The organism is Microcoleus sp. N9_A1 (assembly GCF_036701795.1).
In the GTDB taxonomy this organism is placed as follows: domain Bacteria; phylum Cyanobacteriota; class Cyanobacteriia; order Cyanobacteriales; family Microcoleaceae; genus Microcoleus.
This window is the reverse complement of sequence record NZ_JAUBRI010000050.1, coordinates 21,864-41,602: the sequence shown is the minus strand read 5'-3', so window position 1 is coordinate 41,602 and position 19,739 is coordinate 21,864. Positions and strand designations below refer to the sequence as shown.

15 protein-coding genes are annotated in these 19,739 nt (G+C 46.7%); 10 read left to right on the top strand and 5 right to left on the bottom strand.

Going from position 1 to position 19,739, the window contains the following annotated elements:
• Positions 1-220: 220 nt before the first annotated feature.
• From dnaK to QUA58_RS21375, 6 genes are all read left to right on the top strand, one after another.
• Positions 221-2,137, top strand: a complete 1,917-nt coding sequence (gene dnaK, locus QUA58_RS21400) for a molecular chaperone DnaK (RefSeq protein WP_333254806.1) — start codon at positions 221-223, stop codon at positions 2,135-2,137.
• Positions 2,138-2,371: 234 nt separating this feature from the next.
• Entirely contained in the window at positions 2,372-2,884 is a 513-nt protein-coding gene (locus tag QUA58_RS21395) for a DUF4112 domain-containing protein (protein ID WP_333254808.1), read from the top strand.
• Positions 2,885-3,268: 384 nt separating this feature from the next.
• Positions 3,269-3,877 carry a PadR family transcriptional regulator gene (locus QUA58_RS21390; RefSeq protein ID WP_333254810.1) on the top strand — a complete coding sequence of 203 codons (609 nt, stop codon included), beginning with the start codon at positions 3,269-3,271 and terminating at the stop codon, positions 3,875-3,877.
• Positions 3,878-4,141: 264 nt separating this feature from the next.
• Positions 4,142-6,010, top strand: a complete 1,869-nt coding sequence (locus tag QUA58_RS21385; RefSeq protein ID WP_333395816.1) for an efflux RND transporter periplasmic adaptor subunit — start codon at positions 4,142-4,144, stop codon at positions 6,008-6,010.
• Between the two features lie 257 nt (positions 6,011-6,267).
• A complete protein-coding gene (locus tag QUA58_RS21380; protein WP_333395815.1) occupies positions 6,268-9,471 on the top strand; it encodes an efflux RND transporter permease subunit in 3,204 nt (1,067 codons plus the stop codon).
• 418 nt (positions 9,472-9,889) lie between these two features.
• A complete protein-coding gene (locus tag QUA58_RS21375; RefSeq protein WP_333395813.1) occupies positions 9,890-10,159 on the top strand; it encodes a hypothetical protein in 270 nt (89 codons plus the stop codon).
• A 98-nt stretch (positions 10,160-10,257) separates the two neighbouring features.
• On the opposite strand, the gene QUA58_RS21370 is transcribed toward QUA58_RS21375, so the two are convergent.
• Both QUA58_RS21370 and QUA58_RS21365 read right to left on the bottom strand, forming a co-directional pair.
• Positions 10,258-12,471: a pentapeptide repeat-containing protein gene (locus QUA58_RS21370; protein WP_333395811.1), complete on the bottom strand. Its 2,214-nt coding sequence runs from the start codon at positions 12,469-12,471 to the stop codon at positions 10,258-10,260.
• Positions 12,472-12,604: 133 nt separating this feature from the next.
• A complete protein-coding gene (locus tag QUA58_RS21365) occupies positions 12,605-12,802 on the bottom strand; it encodes a DUF433 domain-containing protein (RefSeq protein ID WP_333395809.1) in 198 nt (65 codons plus the stop codon).
• A 349-nt stretch (positions 12,803-13,151) separates the two neighbouring features.
• On the opposite strand from QUA58_RS21365, the gene QUA58_RS21360 reads away from it, so the two are divergent.
• A complete protein-coding gene (locus QUA58_RS21360) occupies positions 13,152-14,180 on the top strand; it encodes a hypothetical protein (protein WP_333129130.1) in 1,029 nt (342 codons plus the stop codon).
• Positions 14,181-14,240: 60 nt separating this feature from the next.
• On the opposite strand, the gene QUA58_RS21355 is transcribed toward QUA58_RS21360, so the two are convergent.
• The 3 genes from QUA58_RS21355 to QUA58_RS21345 all read right to left on the bottom strand — a co-directional run bounded on the left by QUA58_RS21355 (position 14,241) and on the right by QUA58_RS21345 (position 16,036).
• On the bottom strand, positions 14,241-14,489 hold the full coding sequence (locus tag QUA58_RS21355) for a transporter suffix domain-containing protein (RefSeq protein WP_333254822.1): 249 nt from the start codon (positions 14,487-14,489) through the stop codon (positions 14,241-14,243).
• Between the two features lie 305 nt (positions 14,490-14,794).
• Entirely contained in the window at positions 14,795-15,613 is an 819-nt protein-coding gene (locus QUA58_RS21350) for a carbohydrate ABC transporter permease (RefSeq protein WP_333395806.1), read from the bottom strand.
• A 231-nt stretch (positions 15,614-15,844) separates the two neighbouring features.
• Positions 15,845-16,036, bottom strand: coding sequence for a hypothetical protein (locus tag QUA58_RS21345; RefSeq protein WP_332984860.1), 192 nt, complete (start codon positions 16,034-16,036; stop codon positions 15,845-15,847).
• A gap of 70 nt (positions 16,037-16,106) precedes the next feature.
• Between QUA58_RS21345 and QUA58_RS21340 the strand changes: the two genes are divergently transcribed.
• The 3 genes from QUA58_RS21340 (at position 16,107) to accA (ending at position 19,642) form a co-directional block, all read left to right on the top strand.
• Positions 16,107-16,799, top strand: coding sequence for an aldehyde oxygenase (deformylating) (locus QUA58_RS21340; protein WP_333254830.1), 693 nt, complete (start codon positions 16,107-16,109; stop codon positions 16,797-16,799).
• Positions 16,800-16,937: 138 nt separating this feature from the next.
• Positions 16,938-17,963, top strand: a complete 1,026-nt coding sequence (locus QUA58_RS21335; RefSeq protein ID WP_333254832.1) for a long-chain acyl-[acyl-carrier-protein] reductase — start codon at positions 16,938-16,940, stop codon at positions 17,961-17,963.
• Between the two features lie 698 nt (positions 17,964-18,661).
• A complete protein-coding gene (gene accA / locus QUA58_RS21330; RefSeq protein ID WP_333254836.1) occupies positions 18,662-19,642 on the top strand; it encodes an acetyl-CoA carboxylase carboxyl transferase subunit alpha in 981 nt (326 codons plus the stop codon).
• Positions 19,643-19,739 lie beyond the last annotated feature (97 nt).

Sequence of the window (19,739 nt, the reverse complement as noted above, 5' to 3'; positions counted from 1 at the left end):
CAAGCCTCACGGATGCAACCGTCCCCCAACAGGTTCGGTAAATACCCCTTCATCGCAAGGTCTACCGCCCGCAGTATAGAGATAAGCACCCTATCGAAGACTGTATTAAAGCAGGACTCACTACCCGTAAACCGCGAGGTAAAATCGCAGTCCTGAATAACCAGACTATCGCACAGATAGAAAACCAAAATTTTGTAGAGATTGGAGCCGGAACACCCCTATGGGAAAAGTAGTTGGAATTGACTTAGGTACGACAAACTCCTGCGTCGCAGTTATGGAAGGCGGCAAACCCACCGTCATAGCCAACGCCGAAGGGGGTCGCACCACACCTTCCGTAGTAGCATATGCTAAAAATGGCGATCAGCTTGTCGGACAAATCGCCAAGCGTCAAGCCGTGATGAACGCCGAAAACACCTTTTACTCAGTAAAACGGTTTATCGGGCGTCGGGTTGACGAAGTAACCCACGAAACCACTGAAGTTTCCTACAAAGTCCTCAAAGTCGGCAACAGCCTTAAACTAGACTGTCCCGCCCGTGGCAAGCAATTTGCCCCAGAAGAAATTTCTGCACAAGTTCTCCGCAAACTGGTAGAAGACGCCAGCAAATACCTTGGCGAAACAGTTACCCAAGCGGTAATTACTGTTCCCGCTTACTTCAACGACTCCCAGCGCCAAGCTACGAAAGACGCTGGCAAAATTGCCGGGATTGAAGTGCTGCGGATTATTAACGAACCTACAGCGGCCGCTTTAGCTTATGGGTTAGATAAAAAGAGCAACGAAACCATCCTCGTATTTGACTTAGGTGGCGGTACTTTCGACGTATCTATTCTCGAAGTAGGCGACGGCGTATTTGAAGTGCTAGCAACAAGTGGAGACACTCACCTCGGCGGTGACGACTTCGACAAAAAAATCGTCGATTTCATCGCCGGAGAATTCCAAAGAGCTGAAGGAATTGACCTCCGCAAAGACAAGCAAGCACTGCAACGCCTGACGGAAGCTGCAGAAAAAGCCAAGATTGAACTGTCGAGTGTTACTCAAGCAGAAATCAACTTGCCGTTTATCACCGCGACTCAAGACGGGCCAAAACACTTGGACACGACTTTGACGCGGGGCAAATTTGAAGAACTCTGTTCAGATTTGATCGATCGCTCTCGCATCCCCGTAGAAAATGCGATCCGCGACGCCAAATTAGACAAATCAGCAATTAATGAAGTCGTCTTAGTTGGCGGTTCTACACGCATTCCTGCGGTGCAAGAACTGGTCAAAAAAATCCTCGGCAAAGACCCGAACCAAACAGTCAACCCGGACGAAGTGGTTGCAGTCGGTGCAGCAATTCAAGCCGGCGTGCTCTCCGGCGAAGTCAAAGACATCTTGTTGCTCGACGTTACCCCGCTGTCTCTTGGTGTCGAAACCTTGGGCGGCGTGATGACCAAAATCATTCCCCGCAACACCACTATTCCTACTAAGAAGTCGGAAACTTTCTCGACTGCGGTAGACGGCCAAACAAACGTGGAAATTCACGTTTTGCAAGGCGAACGGGAACTGGCGAATGATAACAAGGATTTGGGAACCTTCCGCTTAGATGGAGTTCCACCTGCCCCCCGTGGCGTACCTCAAATTGAAGTTACTTTCGATATCGATGCTAACGGTATTTTGAATGTAGCTGCTAAGGATAAAGGTACTGGCAAGGAGCAATCGATTAGCATTACTGGTGCTTCTACTTTGCCCAGCAATGAAGTTGAGCGCATGGTGAAGGAAGCCGAATCCAATGCTTCTGCTGACAAGGAACGTCGCGAAAGGATCGATCGCAAAAACCAAGCTGATTCTCAAGCCTATCAAATCGAGAAGCAGTTGGCAGAATTGGGTGATAAAGTTCCCGCTGATGACAAAACTAAGATTGAAGGGTTGCTTAAAGACTTGCGCGAGGCGATCGGCAGTGAAGATGACGATCGGATCAAAACCCTAACAACAGAGTTGCAGCAAGCATTCTACGCTGTCAGCAGCAACCTGTACCAGCAAGCAGGCGGCCCGACTGATGGCCCTGGCGGCCCTGGTGGCCCTGGTGGCTATGGAGACGGCGGCCCCACTGGCGGCGGCGACGACGTGATTGACGCCGACTTCACCGAAGGCAACAAATAAAAGGCTAAATTAAAAGCCTTGAGCTAAAAGCAGAAAACCCGGTTTTGAATTAAAGCCGGGTTTCTCTGTATTCGGACTTATATGATGTTAAATTTTGTAGGGGCGGGTTCACCACCAATAATTGCCCATAATCGACAATCTCATAAACCCGCCCCCGCCCATACCACCGCACATGATATAAAGGCGGTATTTTAGCCGGAATCAATATTAATATTGCAATCAGGAGCAATCTAAATGTCTCGTCCTCCTATACAAAATTCCTCCCCAAATACTCCCAGCCCATCTCATATTACATCCTTGCGCCGACTCCGCCGGATCAGCCATTTACTAGACAATGCAATTCCGATTCCCGGCACAAAATACCGCATCGGACTCGATCCGATATTGGGACTTATACCGGGCGGAGGTGATGTGATCAGTTCAATTTTTGCAGGATATGTTGTCTTCAAATCCGCTCAAATGGGAGTGCCTCAAGAGACTTTAGTAAAAATGGCAGCTAATATCGTATTTGATACAGTTGCTGGTACAGTACCGGTGGCCGGAGATTTGTTGGATGTTGCTTGGAAAGCTAATGTCAAAAATATAGAATTGCTGGATGCTCATTTAGGTTCCCCGGAACAAGGCAAAAAAGCCGACTGGTTATTTGTGGCGGCTTTGCTGTTGGGTTTGATCTTAATTGTCGGAGGTGTAATTTTCTTGAGTGTGATGCTTTTTGGCTGGCTATTTCAAGTGATTACAGGGCGTTAATCTTTGGTTTTATTCTCAAGATAAATCACTGTCTTTGTGTCATATTAATAGCATATAATCGGGGAAATTATCCCTTAAAAATACTCTACTGGAATTTCCCGTAGTTTTAGGAATAGATTCAAGAAAGATTGAAGGGGACTAAAGTCCCTCGCTTCGCTTACATCGAGCCGACTTTAGTCTCGCTCGTTTTCCGATTTCCGCATTTCCTTTATAAAGTAAAGCGATCGCCCTTTGTTAAACTCAAAAAGTATATCTTAAGAATATTGACAAATATTATTAAATGTGCATCTTGATCTAAAATTTCTTTCAAACTAGGTATTGACCCCATCGCCCTTGAGTTCGATATAGTGATATAATCCAGACTATAATATCAAATTGATATAAATGCTTGAATTATCAGCCCTTGGGCTGCTACAGTTGCAACCCCTGCACGGCTATCGGCTAAAGCAAAAACTGGAGCTGTTTATGAGCAGTTGCATCAGCGTCAACTACGGAGCGATTTACCCGCTGCTGAAGCGCTTGTTAGATCGAGGCGAGATTTCGGTAATAGCCGAAGAAGCCGGAGATGCGGGCTGTCCGCGCAAAATCTACGGAATTACTGCCAAAGGGCGCGAACTCTGGCGGGAAAAAATGCTCGAACACCCTCAAGAAAGCTGGGTTAACAGTGGTTCCCGGTTCCAAATCAAGTTTTTCTTTTTTGGCGACTTAGAACCGACAGAACGGATGAAATTGTTGGAACACCGCTTGCGAGCCTGTTACACCAGGCAAGACTACATCGAAAGCCTCAAGAGCGAATATCCACTAACCGACGACTATCAATTTGCCTCTCGCGATCGCTGCAAGTCAGTGCTGGCGTCAGAAATAGAGTGGTTAACCGAGCAACTAGCCAAGGAAAAAAGTGCGATCGATCGAGTGCGTGACTCCCCAACCTTCGCTGAATCCGCCGACTCCAAGGGAAAATCGTTCCAACTCACCCACTCAGGTGACTCATAAGAAGGATGTGTAATCATTCCTGCCATCGTAACTTTTGAGAGAAAACAAGAAGCTTTCCTAAAAAGAATCACTCCCAAGCTTGGCTAACTGTGATCAGACTAAAGCCCTGCACATACCCCAACCTCATTAAAAAGGTACTTTCCCGATTCCATCCTGTTTAAAATCACTGTCCAAATACCCCCATGTTTGAGGGGAACGCCGGAAAATTAAAGATTTCGCCCAAGTCTCAGTCAGAAGTTAAAAAAAATCTAAGTGGTGCTGCCAATGAGTTATTCTAAATCCCCAGAATCCGTAGTTGAAGCCCAAGAGCAAAAATCTCCCACACCCGAACAGCACCCAACTGAAGCAGACAGCGATCGACCGCAGGATTTGGCCCCCGTTGCCGATCGCCCCCAACCTGTTGCTAAACCGGAACTGCACCCAACCGATGCAGACAGCGATCGACCAGAGGATTTTGCAGCCGCTGCCGATCGCCCCGAACCTGTTGCTAAGCCACGATCGCGCTGGCCTCTAATTGCCGCGATCGCGATCGCCACAGGCGCAGCAGGTATCGGCTGGTACTCATGGCAATCGGGTCATAATCGCGCCCAGCAACCTGCTGCTGCAGCCCAACCCCAAGGCATACCAGTCAAGCTCGCCGCCGTAAAAACCAGCTCAGTTCAAGATGCCTCGGAATTTGTCAGCAGCTTAGAAGCCAAGCGTTCAGTACAAATCAAACCCGAAGTAGAAGGGCTCGTCACAGAGATTTTTGTCAAATCCGGGGACTTCATAAACCAAGGACAACCCATCGCCCGCATGAAAAGCGACAGCGCCCAAGCTGACTTGAGGCAATCCCAAGCCAACCTGATCCGCGCTCAATCCCGCTTAGCGGAACTGCAAGCAGGCAGCCGGCCCGAAGAAATCGCCCAAGCTCAAGCCCAAGTCGCCCAAGCCCAAGCCAACCTCGCCCAACTGCGATCGGGCAATCGCCCAGAAGAAATTGGTCAAGCCCAAGCCCGCGTTAGCCAAGCTGAAGCCGATCTCGCCGACGCCGAAACAGGCAGCCTCCTAGAAGACATCGCCCAAGCAAAAGCCCAAATTGAAGCAAACACGGCCGAAGCAAAGCTAGCCAGTCAGCAACTTGCCAGATATCAAGTATTAGCCAAAGAAGGTGCAGCATCAGCAAACACCCTCCAAGAATACATCCAAAAAGAAAGCAGCGCCAAAGCCAACCTCCGAGAAGCTCAAAGGCGGTTCAAGCAGCGACAAAAAAACAGACAAGCCGAGATCGAGCGACGGACAGCAGCCTTGCAACAGCAGCAGCAAGCCTTGCGGCAATTGCAAAACGGTGCGCGCCCAGAAGAAATAGCCAAAGCCGAAGCAGAAGTCGCACAAGCCAAGAGTAGATTAGCCCAGTTAGCCAACGGCACTCGCCAAGAACAGCTCGATCAAGCTGAAGCGCAAGTTGCCGAGGCCGCCGCTCAAGTGCGCGGCTTTGAAGTACAACTACAAGAAACTGCTGTCATCGCGCCCTTCGCAGGAGTCATCGGCGACATACCAGTGAAAGTAGGTGATTACTTGCAAAAAGGCAACGCCATTGCCACCCTGACAGAGAACCAATTGCTAGACTTGCGGTTATCAATTCCTTTAGAGCGTCAGCCTCAATTACGCTTAGGGCTGCCAGTAGAAATGCTGGATAATCAAGGCAAGGCGATCGCGATCGGTCAAATCAGTTTTATTTCCCCCAACGTCAGCGCCAATTCCCAAACAATCTTAGCTAAAGCCACCTTTCCCAACCCCAGTGGCGAACTGCTTAATCTCCAGTTTGTAAAAGCTAAAGTCATCTGGAAACAGAACCCCGGAATTTTAGTTCCCGTCATCGCAGTCACTCGCTTGGGCGGGCAAACTTTTGTCTTCACAGCTCAAAAGCCGGAACAGCCAAAACCGGGAATGCCACCTTTAATCGCGCGGCAAAAACCAGTGAAATTGGGAACCATTCAGGGGAATAATTATCAAGTTATCGAAGGTTTGCAAGCCGGAGAAAAAGTGATTATCGCAGGCATTCTCAACTTGACTGACGGCGCTCCAGTTACTGCTCAAGAGGAAGAAACGCAAGGGGAAGGTAATAAATTACCAGCAGGTGGGAAAAATTAACTTCTGCATCAGGATTTACAGAATTTTAAAGATTAATAGGATTGAATTAAAGATGACTAAAATTAATCCTGTCCATCCTTTAATCCTTAAATCCCGATGGGTCGTAGGGGCGGGTTTAGCTAATAATTTATGAGATCAGCCAGAAGATGAAGGCAAAACCCGCCCGACCCATTTAGTGTTTATTTGTACCCACCTAATTACCAATTACCAATTACCAATTACCAATTATCAACTAACAACTACCCATTACCCAAATAATGTTTGCAGATTTCTTTATTAAACGACCAGTCTTTGCTAGCGTCTGCGCCTTAATTATTGTTTTGGTAGGCGCAATCAGCATTCCCACATTGCCGATCGAACGCTTCCCCGACATCAGCCCCACCCAAATCAACGTCACAGCCAACTATAGCGGTGCCAATGCTGAAGTTGTCGAAAATGCGGTAACAAACATCCTAGAAAGGCAAATCAACGGCATTGAAGGACTGAAATATCTAACTTCCAGTAGCACTAACAGTGGAACTAGCACCATTACAGCCACCTTTGATAGTTCCCGCGACAAAGATATCGCCGCCGTCGATGTGCAAAATCGAGTTGCAGTCGCTCAACCACAACTGCCAGATGCCGTACAACGCACAGGAGTTACAGTTACAAAACAATCTAACAGCCTGCTGCTTGCTATAGGATTATTTACCGAAAATAAAGAATACGATACCATATTTTTAAGTAACTACGCCGACCTCTATTTAGCCGATACTTTAAAAAGAGTAAAAGGCGTGGGGGACGTGCGAATTTTTGGGGAAAGACGCTATGCTATGCGCCTGTGGATCGACCCCAATAAATTAGCTGCTCGTAATCTAACGATGCAAGATGTCACAAGAGCAATTAACGAACAAAACTTGCAAGTTGGTGTAGGAAGAATTGGTCAAGAACCCGCCCCCGAAGGGCAAATGTATCAGATTGATTTGACGGCAGAAAGTCGTCTAAAAAGCCCCACAGAATTTGAAGACATCGTTATTAAAAGTGAAACAAATGGAACTTTAGTTAAGTTAAAAGATGTTGGTAGAGCAGAATTAGGAGCAGAAAATTATAACTCTTTCCTGCGATTTCGAGGTAATGACGCGGTGGGTTTAGGGATTTACCAATTGCCGGGAAGTAATGCTCTAAATGTTGCCAACGCCGTCAAAGCAGAAATGGCAAAGTTAGCTAAAAACTTTCCTCCCGGGGTGATACATAGAATCGCACTAGATACGACTCAATTTGTCCAAGAGTCAATGGCCGAAGTAGTCAAAACTCTGTTTGAAGCAGTCTTGCTAGTGGTGATAGTTATTTTTGTTTTCCTGCAAGATTGGCGCACTACGATTATTCCCACCCTCACAATTCCGATTTCGTTGATTGGGACATTTGCCTTTATCAAAGCTTTCGGCTTTACGATTAACAGTTTGTCTCTATTTGGTCTAACCTTAGCAACAGGTTTAGTGGTTGATGACGCGATCATCGTAGTCGAAAATATTGACCGTCTAGTCCGCCAAGGTATGAATGCCCGCCAAGCAGCTTCCGAGTCAATGCGGGAACTTTTTAGTGCTGTAATTGCCACTTCCTTAGTATTGATGGCCGTGTTCATACCCGTGGCATTTTTCCCTGGGACAACGGGAGCACTCTATAAACAATTTGCCTTAACAATTGCTTTTTCCGTTCTGCTTTCTACCTTTATGGCGGTTACTCTTACTCCCTCACTTGCCGCTATATTACTGCGCCCAGGTAAGAAGTTTGGCGGCCCGTTGGGTTGGGTGTTTAACCGGATTAATATTTTTCTGGATTGGATGCAAAAGAAATATAGAGATTCCTTAATATTCTTAACACGATTTAAAACCATTGTTACCCTGTTGTTTATTGCTTCTCTGGGATTCACAGCTTGGCTTTATTTATCAGTACCAACAGCATTTATCCCAGAGGAAGACCAGGGCTATTTTCTGACAATTATTCAAGGGCCTCAAGGCGTTTCACTGCAATACACCCAGCAGGTGATGGACGGAGTTGAAAAAGAAATCCTCAAAGTTCCTGAAGTTGTGGGGACTTTTTCTGTAGGTGGCTTTGGTTTTAGTGGTAACAGTTCCAATCAGGGGATTATATTTACTACCCTTAAACCCTGGAAAGAACGTCACGGAGAAGATCAAACTGTACAGGCGATTATTGGTAAATTGCGGGGTAAGTTTTTCGCGATTCCAGAAGCTAGAATTTTCCCTGTGAATCCGCCGGCTATTCAAGGTTTAGGTCAATTTGGAGGTTTCCAATTTCAATTGCAAGACCGCAAAGGTAACAGCGGTTTAGATTCTCTGGTTGAGGCGATGGGTGGAATTTTAAAGCAGGCGAATCAGACTCCGGGGTTGCAGGCGGTATTTAGTACGTTTGCTGCGAATACGCCTCAGTTAATTGTGGAAGTTGACCGCAATCGAGCTAAGGCTCTAGATATTCCCATTAATGATGTTTTCAGTACGTTACAAACGGCTCTGGGTTCTCAGTATGTGAATGATTTTAATCTACAGCAGCGCAATTATAGGGTGTATGTTCAGGCGGATAAACAGTTTCGTGATAACCCTGAAGATATTAGTAAGTTGTATGTTCGCTCTGGAAAGAATGAAATGATTTCTTTGAGCAATTTGGTGAAGATAACTCCGGTGGTGGGAGCGCAAACTGTTAACCACTACAATTTATATAGGTCAATTGAAATTAGTGGCTCTCCGGCTCCGGGAGCGAGTTCTGGACAGGCGCTAAAATCGATGGAAAAGGTGTCGTCTCAAGTTTTGCCATCTGGTTTTGGGTATGAATGGTCGGGGAGTTCTTTAGAAGAAATTGAGTCGGGGGGTCAGGCACCAATTATTTTTGGTTTGGGGCTGGTTTTTGTGTTCTTGGTTTTGGCGGCTCAGTACGAAAATTATGTCGATCCTTTCATTATTTTGCTATCGGTTCCTCTGGCGATTTTAGGTGCACTTTTAGCTCAGTCGTTGCGGGGTTTGGCGAATGATGTTTATTGCCAGATTGGTTTGGTGATGTTGATTGGGTTGGCGAGTAAAAACGCGATTTTAATTGTGGAATTTGCTAACCAGTTGCGGGAGCGGGGATATCCAATTGCTAAGGCAGCAGTTGAAGCGTCTCAAGAGCGTTTACGACCGATTTTGATGACTTCTTTATCATTTATTTTGGGGATTGCTCCCCTAATTAACCCGGAAGGTGCGGGGGCGGCAAGTCGTAGATCGCTAGGGAATGCGATCGCGGGTGGGATGGTTGTTTCTACTTTCTTGAGTTTGTTTATGGTGCCGGTTCTGTATGTGGTGGTTGTCTCGGCTCGCGATCGCTTTCGGAAACGCGATCGCCCGCAAAATCTGCCCGAGGATGGCACAATTTTGAACGGGAAAACAACTCCCAGCGATGAGGTTGAACGCGATCGAGTATCGCCGTTTTAGTTGGTAAGTGGAAAATACGAGCGTTCGTTTTGTGAGTCTCATTGGCGCGAGCCCAAAACCCGCCAATCCCGCATCAAAACCCCCAAAGTCCCCAGATTAGTCCGGGGATCAATTCTTCAATCCAAAATCCAAAATCGAAAATCCAAAATGGATTGACGGCGGCCCCCATCTGCGGCTACGCTTTGAAGTGAGAGGTTGCTTGCTTGTAGAGGAGGCAGCCCGCGTCGCCCGAAAATCTAGTTGCACTGCCCAAAGCTGCGCTAACAGCAATGGACAGCTAACCGCCAAACTGATACCAGCAGTCTGGAGGCTAACGGAGTATCTTAACATCCTCTGTAGCCGCCCTGCTATGTGTTGAAATGCGGGGCGGCTGGGTTTTTGGGTTTTTCTAGAAAACCCAAAACCAGGAGAACATAATATGTCACAGGAATTCGTGCCTGACGACAACAAATCCGATCGCCCAAATGACGACTCAGCAGCAGTATCGGAACAGGAAGTGGTGCTGTTAACGGTTGTCGGTTCGCCCAAGGGTGTCAGGGAAACAATACTCACTTTGTACCGACTGGGATTTGCCGAAGTCGGCGATTGGAGCCCCGTACAACGTGCAGCTAATCCGAAGCAGGTGATGAGCGTGCTGATCCGTCGATCGCGGGCTAACGGTACACCGCCGAGAAAATCTGGACGGTAAGCTGCGTTGTCATTTTGATTGAAGCGAAGAATCTTCGTGGGGTGGGCGTCTCGCCCGCCCTAAAAATACCATTACTTACTGGGCGTTGATATTGGATTTTAGGGTAAAAGTAAGAGACTTGCGATCGCAGGCAACAATTTACTGCAAGCTTCTACCAACGTCGCCGCACTAGGTAAACCAGTAAGAATACCTTTCAGCATCGTCATTGCCCTTTTCCCCGCCTTTTGCATTGTACTTTCTTGGGGATTTTTCCCTACTTCTGCCAAAGCTTTAACCTGTTCCAATGCTTCAGCTTTATCCTCATCAGATAAATTAGTTTCAGCCTCGATCGCTGTTTGTAACTCAGTCAATAATTCTTTTATTCCCGGTTCATCTGGTTTAGCAGAATCAGATAATTGATTAATTGTATTGGCAACAGTACCGCTGATATCACCTAAACTTAAGGCTCCAGCACCGCTAGCGTTAACGGTTCCACCTGTAATTTCTATTTTGCGACTTTGGTCGATTTGGTCACTCATAGCTTTACTCTCTGATGTAGATTTAACTTCATTAATAAATTTAACATTAACAGGTGGTGGAGTCAACAATTTTACAAATTCATTCAGATTTAAATTTTTAGTATATCCTGCTTTCACTAAGTCTTCAAAGACATCATTATAATGTTTCTGAATGGCAATAATTTCATCTTTAGATTTTAATTGCTCGGCTCGCATTTGAGCTTCTAGCCTTGCTTGATAAACTTCGTCCCAAATTTGCTCAACTTTACCCTTATCCGTTCCTCCGGGAACTTTAAGAGTCAGTAAAACATCATTTTCTTTCTTCTCAACTCCTTGAATTGACTCCGGTGTAATGTCTGGAAATTCTTGCATTAACTTCTGAAAAGCGACGGTAAAAGCTTCGGGGTTAAGCCCATCTTTGATCAGGATTTGCACGGTTTCCATAATCTTTTTATAGAGTTTCTCGAAATCCCCCGGTTCAAAACATTTACTGATGTGGTGAGGGCGGCGTTCGCGATCGCCAGTTCCCGGTTGGGGATATTCTAGAAGATAAACAAACCGACAGTCAACGCGATCGAGCTTTGTAGTAGCGTCAATGTTCCAAGCTTCCAAACAAGCACCTTTAAAATAAGCTTCTGTAAAATCTGTTGCTAAGGCTTGAGTTTCAGTCAGGTTTGCGAATTCCAAATTAGCTTGGTGCAAAGTTGCTTCGCTGAGATTAGCCTGCTTGAGATTAGCCTCGTTGAGATTAACGCCTGTCAGGTTTGCTCCTTGGAGATTCGCACCAACATAGGATTTTTTGTAACCATTGCCAGTGATGAGTAATTCTCGGACGGGGGTATCAGCTAATATCGAATTACCGACTCGCGCGCGATCGAGTTTTTCTGTATTGCGGAAGCAAGTGCGAGTGAGATTAGCTGTTCTAAAATCTGTACTTTTGAGGGTTGCCTCAATGAAATTGGCATCAGTTAGATCCGCATTCCGAAAGCTAGTGCCACCTGTAGCGGCAAAGGCAATGGCAACAGTGCGAATCAAGGCCTGTTTCTCATCCCCAGCCAGGGCACGGCAAGCAACGTAAATACCTAGTCCTATGCCTGTCGCAGCCCCTGCCACTGCCACTGCCACTGCCACTGCCACTGCCCCTGCCACTGCCGCTACCACTGCCCCTGCCCCTGCCACTGCCGCTACCACTGCCGCTACCACTGCCGCTACCACTGCCGCTACCACTGCCGCTACCACTGCCACTGCCCCTGCCCCTGCCACTGACCCTGCCCCTGCCACTGACCCTGCCACTGCCCCTGCCCCTGCCACTGCCCCTGCCACTGCCGCTGGCCCTGCCACTGCCGCTGCCCCTGCCACTGCCCCTGCCCCTGCCACTGCCACCGCCGCTGGCCCTGCCACTACCGCTGCCGCTGCCGCTGCCGCTGCCCCTGCCACTGCCGCTGCCACTGCCCCTGCCCCTATACCTTGGCGGATAGTAGCTATAAAGAAGATTGCCAAAACTATCAACACAACCACACCGGGAATAATGGTGTACTGTTTGATGGCATCTGGAATGAAAAAAATTGCTACCCAAGAACTAGCAAATCCTGAAATCAATCCCGATATTACCGATAGAAATAGCGAGATAGTTACTAGAAAAATTGTCCAGTGACGTTGCAGTCCGGCTTTGGCACCGGTGAAGTCAGCTTCTCTGAGGATGGCATTGGTGAAGTTTGCGCCTCGGATGTCTGCACCGATGAATTTTGCACCTGTGAGGTTTTGACCTTTGAAATTGCGGCCTCGGAGATTTTTACCGGAGAAGTCTTTGGGCATGATTTCACGCAGGGATATAATATTATGTCCAGTCAATTAATGACGACTACAGTGCGAGCTTCTAGCTCGGGAGCCTTACGCTCTTACTACAGAATCATTATTAGCAATTACCGAAACATAATATGATAACTATTTAAGAAAAACTCAAACAAGCCCAAATATCCTCTTGGGTAAGATAGGGAAAATCATCTAGGATTTCTTGATAACTCATCCCAGAGGCGAGATATTCCAACACATCATAAACCGTAATTCTCATACCTCGAATACAAGGTTTACCGCCTCGCTTACCCGGTTCAAGCGTAATGATATTAGCGATGTCTTGTTCTGACATGGCACTTTTCCTTTAGCTTATTTTCTCAATTCTAGGCTAACAAAGGGATAGAGCGCTCCTAACTTTTGGTAGTTTCCAGCATTTTATTAGTTCCTTTAATTTCCTAATTCACTTTAACTCAATCCCCCCACAGCCAGCACTCGCATCAAGCCCCATCAGGGGCGTGCCCGGAGTCTTTTTGAGTATCTTTTCGCCGATCGCCCCCCATCGTGCAATAATAATATGACTTGCACAAAAGCTCTATTAGTAGGTAAATCTTGCCTACCTTACCGCTACATATAGCGTCTCAACTGTCAACCCGTGCAAGTTACCAATTAAACCGGCTGTTGCACTACACAAATTTTTCCTAATGGCTGAAGTCCCCCTAAATCCCGCAGAACTTGCAGAAGCCCTCAACGGCTTTACCGATATCAATTTTCAATTGCCTGACCCCGAAGACGAACAAATACCAGAATTTGATTTTGAAAATCAGGTTGACAATGCCTGGAAAGTGTGCGATCGCTTCGACTTGCAAACCGACATTTGGCGGGGACGCATTCTCCGAACAGTCCGAGACAGAGAAAAAAAAGGCGGCGAAGGACGCGGTACAGGCTTTTTGAACTGGCTCAAAGAAAGAGAAATTGGCAAAAGTCAAGCCTATTCTTTGATAGAATTAGCTAATAGTGCCGATACTCTGATCCAGCAAGGAGATTTAGACCCAAATTCCATTAGAAACTTCAGCAAAAGAGCCTTTGTAGAAACCGCCAAAGCATCTCCCGAAGTGCAGCAAATGGTAACAGATGCCGCAGCAAGTGGCGATCGCATCACCCGCCGCGAAGTCAAACAACTCTCCGACGAATGGATGGCAATGAACTCAGATTTATTGCCAGAAGAAGTCAAAGAAAAAGCATCTACCGGTTCTCTACCTTCCCGCTACCTCGCTCCTTTAGTCAAAGAAATGGAGAAACTCTCCCCATCTCACCAAAGCGAAATTCAAAAAGAAGTAGCAGAAAATCCCGACGTAGATACTGTCAAACAGCTAACATCCGACGCCAAGAACTTATCAAAATATCTCGACGCCGCCGCCCAAGTGCAAGCTCTCAATCAGTCTCACTTAGACATGGAAATGGCCTTAGAAGAATCTTTGCGAGTCGGCTGTTTGGGAACCACCGCCGACGTTGTAAAACAAGCCGCACAGCTAGAACAAACAGTAGTCAAACTCTACACCATTTGGAAGCGTTTAGGCAGTTTAGCAGATAGATTGTACGTGGATACAGGAGCAAGTACACCGAATTTACGGTTGCTTTTGGGATGCTTGGACAGTCTTTCGGGAGAAAAAATTGAAGTAGATTTCGGAGATGGAGAACGCTCTATTCGCTTGCAAATTTTCAGCGAATAGCTCAACCTTGACCGCAGATAAACGCCAATCTCCAGGCTCATTATCGGCGTCGAACCCTGTTCATCTGCGGTTAAAATTTCTGATTTTTTTCCAAAGATACCGGGGATGCAAATAACGCCGATATTTGGTAACTACTTCTTTCCCCAACAGCACTACGCTAATCCAAAAACAAACTTCCGCCCCAACAGCCAGAACGACAGATAAAGTAGTTTTTTGGGTAATGTCCAGCGGCAGGAATGGCACAACAAACAAGATTGCGAGCCACGGTAGAAAAGATACGATAAATAAAAATAAACCGAGTTTTTGCATAGATTCACATAATACAGCTTTGATATGCCCTTTATCTATTAGTCTGCTTGGAGTGAATTTTGTTTGTATAGTAGCGAGTTCAATCGCCGAGTGACTACAAACTCACCTAGCGGCACCAATGTCAGCAACAGGCAAGATGCCTGTTCCACAAGAAAGTTCACTCTTTGTGGAACAGGCATCAATGTCAGCAACAGGCAAGATGTCTGTTCCACAAGAAAGTTCACTCTTTGTGGAACAGGCATCTTGCCTGTTCTTGAGAATGGTTCCACAAATGACTACAAACTTAATTGCGATGCCTCTCCAACTCAATTCTTAATCCCCGTCGCCGCAATCCCCCGAATAAACTGCCGTTGACCGGCCAAAAACAGCAACACCATCGGCACTGTTCCAATTACCACCGCCGCCATCAACAACTGCCAACTGCTAGTAAACTGTTCCTGAAACTCAGCCAAAACCAACTGCACAGTCCGCAACTCCGGCCGGGTGGTAAACACCAGCGGTTTAAACAAATCATTCCACTCCCCGATAAAGGTAAACAAAAACAGCGTCACCAAAGCAGGGCGGGCCAAAGGTAACATCACCTGCCATAAAACCTGCCAGCGGTTAGCCCCATCCAGCATTGCCGCCTCCTCCAACTCCACCGGAACAGTCATAAAATACTGGCGCAGCAGAAAAATCCCAAAACCGTTAGCCGCCGTAGGCAAAATCAGCGCCCCGTAAGTATTCAGCAGATGACCCCACTTCAAAACCAAGAAAATGGGAATCACCAAAAGCTGAAACGGAATTACCAGCGTCGCCAAAACCCCCAAAACTACGGCCTGTCGCCCCCGAAACTTCAGCCTGGCCAAAGCATAACCGGCCAAAGCAGAAGTCACAACCTGAAAACCCGTCACTGCGATCGCCACTAGAGTAGAATTAACAAATGCCAACAAAAAATTGCCACGTCGCCAAGCCTCCTGATAGTTCGCAAAAGTCAGGCCTGTGGCCTTGACACCGACACCAGATGGTGATAGAGAAATGAAAAATACAGCAGCCAGCGGTAGCAGCACCAGCGCAGCCCCCGCCAGCAACAAAATAAAACTCAGAAGTTCCAGCGCTTGAGACCTGTCAAAGGATTTACCCATAAATTTGTGAATTAACCTAAAATAATAAGCCTGTGAGGTTATCAAAGCCGATCGCATCCCAGATTCCCATACAACAACATAATAGTCGTAGAAGGAAAGAAGGACTACCTAGGGAGGAAGTTGGGATTAGGATATAATGTTATAGATAGAGTTGGTAATGTAAAACCCTGAAAGGTGGAGACATAGACCGTATTTCTATCATCTATTTCCGGGCAAAAGATCGACTAACGACTAATTCAAGTAATTAGTAAATAGATAGCATTCTAGCGATAGTCTTTCTGGAGTGTTCGACGGCAAAACTCCGCCAAACACGCTGAGGACGCCAGTTTTTCCCGGAACGTCAAAGAAAAGTTCTTTGTCGAAAGAATCCTCAGCTATAATCTCTGATTTAGATGGGGTGCGTTCAAAAAAGGTAAAGTGCATTGTCACTGACCCCCAATTTTAAAGGGGTTTCCAGACATCCCACAAGCTTATATGAGGAGACTACATATCTATGCCCCAGCTTGAGGCTAGCCCAACAATTGACTTTCAAACCGAAACTTACAAAGATGCTTACAGCCGCATCAACGCCATTGTGATTGAAGGCGAACAAGAAGCTCACGACAATTACCTGACACTGGCCGAACTGTTGGCTGACAAAAAAGCAGAGTTAGTTGGCTTGTCCAAGATGGAGAACCGCCACATGAAAGGCTTCCAAGCTTGTGGCCGGAATCTCAAAGTCACACCGGACATGGTATTTGCCAAGGAATTCTTTTCGGATTTGCACAGAAACTTCCAAACGGCCGCGGCGGATGGTCAGATTGTAACTTGCTTGCTGATTCAATCACTAATTATCGAGTGTTTTGCGATCGCAGCTTACAACATCTACATCCCCGTCGCCGATGACTTTGCTCGCAAAATCACCGAAGGCGTCGTCAAAGAAGAATACAGCCACCTCAACTTTGGGGAAGTCTGGCTGCAAGCTCACTTTGAGGAATCCAAAGCCGAACTCGAAGCTGCAAACCGCCAAAACCTGCCCATCATCTGGAGACTGCTAAACTCTGTCGCAGACGATGCTCGCGTTTTGGGTATGGAAAAAGACGCTTTAATCGAAGACTTTATGATTGCCTACGGCGAAGCCCTAGGTAACATTGGCTTTAACAACCGCGACATCATGCGGATGTCAGCACAAGGTCTCGCAGCCTAGTTAATTGGGAAATAAGGAATGGGAAAAGAATTAAAAATCAAAAATGAGGCATCTCATTTTTAATTAGCAAATTTTCCTTCTTCCTTCTTCCTTCTTCCTTCTTCCTTCTTCTTCAATCTTCCTTCATTTGACAACTTAATGTTTGGTCTAATCGGTCACTTAACCAGCTTAGAACACGCCCAATCAGTAGCTAACGAGCTGGGCTATCCAGAATATGCCGATCAAGGTCTCGATTTTTGGTGCAGCGCACCGCCCCAAATAGTTGATCATATCACTGTCACTAGCATCACCGGGCAAAAAATAGAAGGCCGCTATGTGGAGTCATGTTTTCTGCCGGAAATGCTAGCCACTCGCCGGATTAAAGCAGCCACTCGCAAAATCCTTAATGCGATGGCACACGCTCAAAAAAACGGGATTAACATCACTGCTTTAGGCGGCTTTTCTTCGATCATTTTTGAGACTTTCAACTTGCAGCAAATTAAGCAAATTCGCAATCTCAAGTTGGAGTTTGAACGCTTCACTACTGGTAACACTCACACGGCTTACATCCTCTGCCGCCAAGTAGAACAAGCAGCCCCAAAATTGGGAATTGAACTTTCAAAAGCCACTGTAGCGGTTTGCGGTGCTACTGGCGATATTGGCAGTGCTGTGTGTCGCTGGCTCAATGTCAAAACAAATGTAGCAGAATTGTTGCTGATTGCCCGCGACAAACAACGATTGCAAGATTTGCAATCGGAATTAGGGCGAGGCAAAATCATGGATTTGGAAGAAGCCCTGCCCCAAGCGGATATTGTAGTCTGGGTAGCCAGTATGCCAAAGGGAGTAGAAATTAACCCTAAGACATTGAAGCAACCCTGTTTATTGATTGACGGTGGCTATCCGAAAAATTTGGCAACTCAGGTTCAGCATCCCGGAATTTACGTACTAAATGGCGGGATTGTGGAGCATTCCCTCGATATTGAGTGGAAAATTATGAAGATTGTCAATATGGATGTACCTGGCCGACAGTTGTTTGCCTGTTTTGCTGAATCAATGCTGCTGGAATTTGAAAAAATGTATACCAATTTTTCTTGGGGACGGAATCAAATTACTGTGGAAAAGATGGAGCAAATCGGTCATATTTCTGTCAAGCATGGTTTCAGACCTTTATTAATGTCAGTTTGATGTGATTTGTTGTGGTTATTGGTTATTGAGGAAAGTTTTTCTGATAATAACCAGTAACTTTTTTTAGGACAGTTAATAGTGAATTTTCAACAGTTAACTATTAATATTACAGCCGATCGCACGACCCGAAGAAAAGTAGTTTGTAGTTCGGAACAAGCGGATGTGATTGGTGGCAAGAGTTTGTATTTAATTCTTCGGATATTTGATAGTTGGCGACAAAATGTAATATAGACAGGGCTGTTAAAGCTTCCCAAGGGGTGATTTCGATGATCGCGCTGGTGTCGCTTTTTGGACTTGGGAAAAGTTCAGCAGGGTTAGGTCTTTTGTGGCGGTGGGGAACCCAGGGGCGCTGGGAAATAGGGGCTTCAGTTGACAGTTGACAGTTGACAGTTGACCGCAAGATAGCGACCTCTACCTGGAAGGAAGAGGATTGGAGTAATGAATAGTCTTCTTTTAATTTCTCCAGATCAGGCTTGGGGCTTTAAACCAATTCTTTATGGTAAAAATCAGAAGCAAGCAAAAATAGTGTAGCAAAAAACGAGGCTCAAGTCTCTGATGTTCAACCAGCTTAGTAAGCCAAGCATAATTAAAAATTTAAAACTTCCAAATTTCCCCTCTTTTTCAGCATCCCCTGACAGGGTAGGATCTGGAAATAGTCGATCGACAAAACCTGACAAAACCTTATAGAAATTATCAGCGTGCCAAACTCAGACCGTAAACCACTACTCCTAGATTTTGAAAAACCACTGGCCGAACTCGAAACCCGAATTCACCAGATTCGCGAACTCGCTGCAGAAAACAGCGTCGATGTCACCGACGAAATCCGCAAACTCGAAGCTCGCTCTGCCCAACTGCGACAAGAAATCTTCAGCAGCTTGTCCCCCATGCAGCGGCTGCAACTTGCCCGTCACCCGCGCCGCCCCAGCACTCTCGATTACATTCAGGCAATTAGCGACGAGTGGATCGAGCTTCACGGCGATCGGTGCGGCGGAGACGACCCGGCCCTAGTGGGCGGAATTGCCCGCATAGACGGGCGTCCCACAGTCATCATCGGCCATCAAAAAGGGCGCGACACTAAAGACAATATCGCCCGCAACTTCGGTATGGCAGCTCCCGGCGGCTACCGCAAAGCCCTGCGGTTGATGGAACACGCCGATCGCTTCTCGATGCCAATTTTCACCTTTATCGACACTCCGGGGGCTTGGGCGGGCTTAGAAGCTGAACAGCTTGGACAAGGAGAGGCGATCGCCTGTAACCTCCGAGAAATGTTTCGCCTCGACGTTCCGATTATTTGCACAGTCATCGGCGAAGGCGGTTCCGGCGGAGCCTTGGGTATCGGTGTCGGCGAGCGGCTGTTGATGTTAGAACATTCTGTGTATACCGTCGCCACCCCCGAAGCTTGTGCCGCCATTCTCTGGAAAGACTCTGGCAAAGCTAACTTGGCGGCAGAAGCCCTGAAAATCACTTCCTGGGATTTGAAAAACCTCGGCGTTCTAGATCAGATAGTACCAGAACCAGTTGGTGGCGCTCACTCGAATCCCCTCAAAGCTGCGTCCATGCTTAAACAAGCTTTGTTGGAAAACTTAGCAGAACTAAGTCAGCTTACGGGCCAGCAGCGCCGACAACTCCGGTATCAAAAGTTTCGCGACATCGGTGTGTTCACTGAAATTGCTGCTTGAGTCGATCGAGCAGAGAGTTATGAGTCAAAAACCTCTTAACTTCAAGCGAGTAACTCATAACTCGCAACCGATAATTCTGCTAATCCGTCAGCAGTGT

Coding starts and splice junctions, on each gene's coding strand:
- QUA58_RS21395 (WP_333254808.1), top strand. CDS start 2,372: ATGTCTCGTCCTCCTATACAAAATTCCTCCCCAAATACTCCCAGCCCA.
- QUA58_RS21360 (WP_333129130.1), top strand. CDS start 13,152: ATGGCTGAAGTCCCCCTAAATCCCGCAGAACTTGCAGAAGCCCTCAAC.
- QUA58_RS21365 (WP_333395809.1), bottom strand. CDS start 12,802: ATGTCAGAACAAGACATCGCTAATATCATTACGCTTGAACCGGGTAAG.
- QUA58_RS21335 (WP_333254832.1), top strand. CDS start 16,938: ATGTTTGGTCTAATCGGTCACTTAACCAGCTTAGAACACGCCCAATCA.
- QUA58_RS21375 (WP_333395813.1), top strand. CDS start 9,890: ATGTCACAGGAATTCGTGCCTGACGACAACAAATCCGATCGCCCAAAT.
- QUA58_RS21355 (WP_333254822.1), bottom strand. CDS start 14,489: ATGCAAAAACTCGGTTTATTTTTATTTATCGTATCTTTTCTACCGTGG.
- QUA58_RS21350 (WP_333395806.1), bottom strand. CDS start 15,613: ATGGGTAAATCCTTTGACAGGTCTCAAGCGCTGGAACTTCTGAGTTTT.
- dnaK (WP_333254806.1), top strand. CDS start 221: ATGGGAAAAGTAGTTGGAATTGACTTAGGTACGACAAACTCCTGCGTC.
- QUA58_RS21340 (WP_333254830.1), top strand. CDS start 16,107: ATGCCCCAGCTTGAGGCTAGCCCAACAATTGACTTTCAAACCGAAACT.
- QUA58_RS21385 (WP_333395816.1), top strand. CDS start 4,142: ATGAGTTATTCTAAATCCCCAGAATCCGTAGTTGAAGCCCAAGAGCAA.
- QUA58_RS21345 (WP_332984860.1), bottom strand. CDS start 16,036: ATGCACTTTACCTTTTTTGAACGCACCCCATCTAAATCAGAGATTATA.
- QUA58_RS21370 (WP_333395811.1), bottom strand. CDS start 12,471: ATGCCCAAAGACTTCTCCGGTAAAAATCTCCGAGGCCGCAATTTCAAA.
- QUA58_RS21380 (WP_333395815.1), top strand. CDS start 6,268: ATGTTTGCAGATTTCTTTATTAAACGACCAGTCTTTGCTAGCGTCTGC.
- QUA58_RS21390 (WP_333254810.1), top strand. CDS start 3,269: ATGCTTGAATTATCAGCCCTTGGGCTGCTACAGTTGCAACCCCTGCAC.